Origin of the sequence: Anoxybacillus sp. ST70 (genome assembly GCF_019553625.1) — a bacterium.
GTDB lineage: Bacteria > Bacillota > Bacilli > Bacillales > Anoxybacillaceae > Anoxybacillus > Anoxybacillus gonensis.
Map to the genome: position 1 here is coordinate 478,443 of NZ_JAHZOF010000002.1, position 6,866 is coordinate 485,308.

At 44.2% G+C, this 6,866-nt stretch carries 4 protein-coding genes; all 4 read left to right on the forward strand.

Annotated features, from left to right (window positions below; genetic code table 11):
• The first annotated feature begins 8 nt into the window (after positions 1-8).
• The 4 genes from K1I43_RS05630 (at position 9) to meaB (ending at position 6,737) form a co-directional block, all read left to right on the forward strand.
• Positions 9-1,325, forward strand: a complete 1,317-nt coding sequence (locus K1I43_RS05630) for a dihydrolipoamide acetyltransferase family protein (protein ID WP_019416967.1) — start codon at positions 9-11, stop codon at positions 1,323-1,325.
• A gap of 159 nt (positions 1,326-1,484) precedes the next feature.
• Positions 1,485-3,464: a methylmalonyl-CoA mutase family protein gene (locus tag K1I43_RS05635; RefSeq protein ID WP_019416968.1), complete on the forward strand. Its 1,980-nt coding sequence runs from the start codon at positions 1,485-1,487 to the stop codon at positions 3,462-3,464.
• Complete coding sequence (scpA, locus tag K1I43_RS05640) at positions 3,451-5,640, forward strand: methylmalonyl-CoA mutase (RefSeq protein WP_019416969.1); 2,190 nt, start codon at positions 3,451-3,453, stop codon at positions 5,638-5,640. Before K1I43_RS05635 ends, scpA begins: the two co-directional genes overlap by 14 nt.
• Entirely contained in the window at positions 5,637-6,737 is a 1,101-nt protein-coding gene (gene meaB / locus K1I43_RS05645; protein WP_019416970.1) for a methylmalonyl Co-A mutase-associated GTPase MeaB, read from the forward strand. Before scpA ends, meaB begins: the two co-directional genes overlap by 4 nt.
• The last annotated feature ends 129 nt before the right edge of the window (positions 6,738-6,866 follow it).

Consider the following 6,866-nt stretch of genomic DNA (forward strand, 5'->3'; position numbering starts at 1 on the left):
GAGTCACGATGGCGATTGAGAAAATTACGATGCCACAGCTTGGAGAAAGTGTAACAGAAGGAACGATTAGTCAATGGCTCGTATCTGTTGGCACTCGTGTCAACAAATACGATCCGCTTGCCGAAGTGATGACAGATAAAGTGAATGCGGAAATTCCATCTTCATTTGCTGGTGTGATTAAAGAAATTATCGCAAAAGAAGGGGAAACGTTGCCAGTTGGCGCCGTCATTTGTACGATTGAAGTCGAAGGAGAAGGCACAGAAACGGCGGAAACGAAACGAGAAGAAGCACCAAAAGCGGAAGTTCCGGCAGCGCCAGCACAAGCAGCAGCACCGAAAAAACCAGCGGGAGAAAAAGGCCGCTATTCGCCAGCCGTTCTTCGCCTTGCCCAAGAGCACAACATCGACCTTGAACAAGTACAAGGAACAGGCATGGGCGGACGCATTACACGCAAAGACTTGTTGAAATTGATTGAATCCGGCAACATCCCAACGCCAAGTCAAGCGCCAACAGCTCCCGTTCAAGCGCAAGCGTCTGTGCAATCGGTGCAAGAAGCACCAAAAGCGGAAGCTCCTGCTGCGGCAGCACCAAAACAAGCCGCTATGCCTAACGTACCTGTTCAACCGGGCGATATTGAAATTCCAGTGACACCAGTTCGTAAAGCAATTGCGACAAACATGCTTCGCAGCAAACATGAAGCACCGCATGCATGGACGATGGTTGAAGTCGATGTGACAAACTTAGTTGCTTATCGCGATTCGATTAAAGACGAATTTAAAAAGCGCGAAGGCTTTAACTTAACGTATTTTGCGTTTTTTGTAAAAGCGGTGGCTCAAGCGTTAAAAGAATTCCCACAAATGAACTCGATGTGGGCAGGAGATAAAATTGTTCAAAAGAAAGATATTAACATTTCAATTGCCGTAGCAACAGATGATGCCTTATTCGTTCCAGTGATTAAACATGCTGATGAAAAATCGATTAAAGGCATTGCGCGTGAAATCGCTGAATTAGCAGCGAAAGTGCGCGCAGGTAAGCTCCGTCCGGAAGATATGCAAGGGGGCACATTTACGGTCAATAACACAGGTTCGTTCGGTTCGGTGCAATCGATGGGAATCATTAACTACCCGCAAGCAGCGATTTTACAAGTTGAATCGATTGTGAAACGCCCTGTTGTAAAAGACGGCATGATTGCTGTTCGCGATATGGTTAACCTTTGCTTATCGCTAGATCATCGCGTACTTGATGGTTTAATTTGCGGTCGCTTTTTAGCGCGTGTCAAAGAAATTTTGGAGCATGTAACAAAAGAAAACACACCAATTTACTAATGATGAGGAAGAGGGTAACGAATGGTTATCCTCTTCTTCTTATATCAATGATTTCTCTTTTCTTCCTTTCGACGATGTACTACAATAAAAAATGTAACGAATATTTTCAAAAATAAGAAAAGAAAGCGTTTTAACAACAAAGGGGGATGGGGTGCCACAATGAAACAAATATCGTTTCCGATTCCAAGCTATGACGAATGGAAACAAGAAGTTGAGAAATCGCTAAAAGGAAAACCGTTTGATCGGTTATATGCCACAACATACGAGCAAATTCAATTAAAACCGATTTATACACGCGCTGATTTAGAGGGGGTGCCTATTGAACAATATCCAGGTTTTCCTTCATATGTGCGCGGAACAGAAGTAGAAGGATATATAAAAAAAGGATGGGAAGTCAGTCAACAGTGCGAGGCTTCGACACCTGAACGATGGAATGAGCTGATGAAACATCAACTTGAACGTGGACAGACAGAAATTCATGTCGTATTGCCGAAGCTAAAATTTGTTGTTCAAACGATAGAACAAATAAAAACGATGTTTTCAAACATTTCTCTAGAAAATTACTCGCTTCGCATCGATACAGGGGCATGTGCATTTCCGTTTCTTCCGCTTTTTGTCGCATATATTGAGGAAAGTGGACAGCCGCTTAGTCGCATGCGCGGGACGATCGGAATGGATCCACTTCATTCACTGACGATCACAGGAAAGCTTCCTATGTCGCTTTCTACTTTATATGATGTCATGGCTGATGTGACGACATGGGCGAAAACACATATGCCACATGTGAAAACAATCCTTGTTCATGCCGATCCGTATCATAATGGGGGAGGCAATGCGATTCAACAGCTTGCTTTTGCTTTTGCCTCAGCGGTAGAGTATATAAATGAATGTCTCGAACGAGGATTGACGATTGATGACGTAGCCAACCGTATCGATTTTTCTTTCCCAGTTGGCTCACATTTCTTTATGGAAATTGCGAAGCTACGTGCTGCGCGGCTCATTTGGTCAAACATTGTGCAAGCGTTCGGAGGAAGCGAACAAACGCAAAAACTGTCTATTCATGCGCGTACGTCGTATTTTACGAAAACGGTATATGACCCGTACGTCAACATGCTTCGCGCAACGACAGAAGCGTTTGCTGCGATCGTCGGTGGAGCAAACAGCCTTCATGTTTCACCGTTTAACGAACCGTTTGCAACAGAAGATGAATTTGCAGAGCGCATCGCGAGAAACACACAACTTATTTTGTTAGAAGAAGCCCATATCGGAAAAGTGATCGATCCAGCTGGCGGATCGTATTATGTAGAAACGTTGACAGCACAACTAGCAGAAGAAGCTTGGAAATTATTTCAACAGGTCGAAGCGCAAGGCGGGATGACAAAAGCGCTTCAATGTGGATTTGTGCAAAAGGAAATTGAAAACATAGCAAAACAACGTGAACAACATGTGAAAGCAAGAAAAGAAAAGATCGTCGGAACGAACGTATATGCAAACATTGCTGAGCCGTCAGCACCGAAACATACGTATACCTCTTACGGAAGCAATCATACGTATATCGATGTAAAAACAATGGAAGAGGCGCTTTCGCTTGTTAAACGTCGAGCGATCGCTCAACATGTTATACATGAAAAGGAAAGCATGACGATCGTGGCACCGATCCGACAATGGCGCTTATCTGAGCCGTTTGAACAGCTTCGCAAAGCATCAGAACACCATGCAGAAACAAGCGGTCAGCGTCCAACTGTGCATCTTGTGAATCTCGGTTCCATTCCAAAACATAAAACGCGCGCCGATTTTATGACAGGCTTTTTTGAAGCAGGAGGATTTACGGTCGTAAAAAATGACGGTTATATGACGATAGAGGAAGCCGTTAACGGCATACTTGAAACAAACGGAACGCATTATATCATTTGCGGAACAGATGATGATTATGTAGATGTCGTTCCGCATATTGTGCGTCAAGTAAAGACAGAAAAAAGCGATGTTCGCATATATGTCGCAGGAAAGCTGCCATCACATATTGAAGCAATGTTTATGGAAGCGGGCGTCAATGGATTCATTCATATCGGTTCGAACTGCTACGATACGATTTTCGCATTTATGAAAGATATGGGGGTGAACGTGGATGGGGAAAATTAATTTTGCTAATCGACCGTTACAATATGGACAGCCAGTTGATGAACAAACGTGGAAAAAAGCGATCGAACAAAAAGTAAGAGCAACATTCGATGAGCTCGTATTCGAAACAAATGAACATATTGCGATCAAACCGCTATATACGAAAGAAGATATAGCAAACCTCGATTTTCTTGACTATATGCCGGGCATTCCACCATACGTTCGTGGACCATATCCATCGATGTACGTCAATCGCCCGTGGACGATTCGGCAATACGCTGGCTTTTCGACGGCAGAAGAAAGCAATGCATTTTATCGTCGCAACTTAGCGATGGGGCAAAAAGGGCTGTCTGTCGCTTTTGATCTTGCAACACATCGGGGATATGACTCCGACCATCCGCGCGTTATCGGAGATGTTGGCAAGGCAGGGGTAGCCATTGATTCTGTGTTAGATATGAAAACGTTATTTGATGGCATCCCGCTTGACCAAATGTCCGTATCGATGACGATGAACGGTGCCGTATTGCCAATTATGGCGTTTTACATTGTGACGGCTGAAGAACAAGGAGTAAAACAAGAACAGCTCTCTGGAACGATTCAAAATGACATTTTAAAGGAATATATGGTGCGGAATACGTACATTTATCCACCAGAAATGTCTATGCGTATTATCGCAGACATTTTTGCGTACACGTCAAAACATATGCCGAAATTCAACAGCATAAGCATTTCAGGTTACCATATGCAAGAAGCAGGAGCACCTGCAGATATTGAACTCGCTTATACGCTTGCGGATGGATTAGAGTATGTGCGCACAGGACTAAAAGCAGGCATTGACATTGATTCATTTGCTCCGCGTCTATCGTTTTTCTGGGCAATTGGGATGAACTATTTTATGGAAGTAGCAAAAATGCGGGCAGCGCGAATCATTTGGGCGAAAATGATGAAGACGTTTCATCCGAAAAACCAAAAATCGCTCGCCCTTCGCACGCATTCGCAAACATCGGGATGGAGCTTAACTGAACAGGATCCGTTTAATAATGTCGTGCGCACATGTTTAGAAGCGCACGCCGCAGCGATGGGACATACGCAGTCGCTTCATACCAATGCGCTTGATGAGGCCATTGCATTACCGACGGACTTTTCCGCTCGCATCGCACGCAATACGCAGCTTTATTTACAAGAAGAAACAGGCATTTGCCAAGTCATTGACCCATGGGCAGGTTCGTATTATGTGGAAACGTTAACGAACGAATTAATGAAGCGTGCATGGGCTCATATTGAAGAAATCGAAAATCTCGGCGGAATGGCGAAAGCGATTGAAACAGGTTTGCCAAAAATGCGCATCGAAGAAGCTGCGGCAAGAAGGCAAGCAAAAATTGATTCTGGGGCGGAGACGATTATCGGCGTGAATAAATATCGTCCAGAAAAAGAACAACCGATCGATATTTTAGAAGTCGATAATACGGCCGTTAGAGAGCGGCAAATTGAAAAATTAAAACAGTTGCGCGCTTCTCGTGATGAAGAACGCGTTCAACAAACGTTGCAAGCAATTACGAAAGCAGCAGAAACAGGTGAAGGAAACTTGCTTGAATTAGCGGTAGAGGCAGCGCGCGCTCGGGCGACGTTAGGAGAAATATCTGATGCGATTGAAAAAGTAGCAGGCAGGCATAAAGCGGTCATTCGTTCCGTTAGCGGCGTATATAGTTCAGAGTTTACAAACGAAGAAGAAATTGCCCGCGTCAAAAAAATGACGGATGAATTTTACGAACTAGAAGGAAGACGGCCACGCATTTTAATTGCAAAAATGGGACAAGATGGACATGACCGCGGAGCAAAAGTGATTGCGACGGCATTTGCTGATTTAGGGTTTGATGTCGATATCGGTCCGCTCTTTCAAACACCAGAAGAAACGGCTCGGCAAGCGGTTGAAAACGATGTACATGTCGTTGGCATGAGCTCGCTTGCTGCGGGGCATAAAACGTTGTTGCCACAACTTGTTGAAGAGTTGCGGAAATTAGGGCGTGAAGATATTATCGTTGTCGTTGGTGGAGTCATTCCACCGCAAGACTACGAATTTTTATATGAACATGGTGCAGCTGCAATTTTTGGACCAGGTACAATCATCCCAGTAGCAGCACAAAAAGTATTGCATGAAATTTATCGACGACTCGGTTACGAGGAAGTGAGTGAATGAGCGAAGAACGGACATCTCGGCCTGAATGGGCTGATGACGGAAAGATGTTTGCAACGTCGTATGTGAAAGGAAACGATCGTGCCCATTTAGCGAAAGAAAACCGATCAATAAAACGAAAAGAACGTTCCGTTGAGGAATATGTCGCAGGTGTATTAAATCATGATCGCACCATTTTAGCGCAAGCAATCACGCTTATTGAAAGCAATGCAGCAAAACATACCGAAAAAGCTCAGCGCATTTTGCATGAACTTCTTCCATATGTCGGGCGCTCCATTCGCATTGGCATTACCGGTGTACCAGGAGCGGGAAAAAGTACGTTTATTGAAGCGTTTGGACAATTTTTATGTGAGAAAGGTCATCGTGTTGCCGTATTAGCTGTCGATCCGAGCAGTTCAATTACAGGAGGAAGCATTCTTGGCGATAAAACGCGCATGGAACATTTAGCGCGCCATCCGCGTGCGTTTATTCGCCCCTCCCCATCAGGCGGGACGCTCGGTGGCGTGCATCGCAAAACACGCGAGACGATGTTGCTTTGTGAAGCAGCTGGATATGATATAATTCTTGTGGAAACGGTTGGTGTTGGTCAAAGCGAAGTGGCGGTGCGCGGTATGGTTGATTTTTTCTTATTGCTCGCTTTAACGGGCGCTGGTGATGAATTGCAAGGAATGAAAAAAGGAATGATGGAACTCGTCGATGCGATCGTCATTAATAAAGCAGATGGCGACAATAAAAAGAAAGCAGAAGTAGCGAAAGAAGAATATAATCAAATTTTACACTACTTGCGCCATGCAACGAAAGGCTGGGAAACGAAAGCCTATACATGTTCTTCTCTTTACGGAGAGGGCATCGAACAAATTTGGGAAGTGATCGAAAAATTTGTGCAAACGACAAAACAATCGGGTGTGTTTGAGGAAAGAAGAAGAGAACAGATGAAAGATTGGCTGCATGCGATAATTAAAGATTACTTACACAACCGCTTTTTTCATCATCCAATTGTACAACAACAGTTGCCGGCTATTGAAGAAGATGTGATGGCAGGAAAACAGCCTGTCACGATGGCTGCCGAGCAATTAATTCGTTTATATGAGGAAAGATAAAGGGGGCTGACCCAAAACGCTAATGCGCTTTGGGTCTAGCCCTTTCTTTTTTGCCCAAAAATAGAAGAATCGCCCTTTTTATGGTAAAATTGAGTCACCAAAAACAACTACACCAAAAAAGGAGCGATT

Coding starts and splice junctions, on each gene's coding strand:
- K1I43_RS05630 (WP_019416967.1), top strand. CDS start 9: ATGGCGATTGAGAAAATTACGATGCCACAGCTTGGAGAAAGTGTAACA.
- K1I43_RS05635 (WP_019416968.1), top strand. CDS start 1,485: ATGAAACAAATATCGTTTCCGATTCCAAGCTATGACGAATGGAAACAA.
- scpA (WP_019416969.1), top strand. CDS start 3,451: ATGGGGAAAATTAATTTTGCTAATCGACCGTTACAATATGGACAGCCA.
- meaB (WP_019416970.1), top strand. CDS start 5,637: ATGAGCGAAGAACGGACATCTCGGCCTGAATGGGCTGATGACGGAAAG.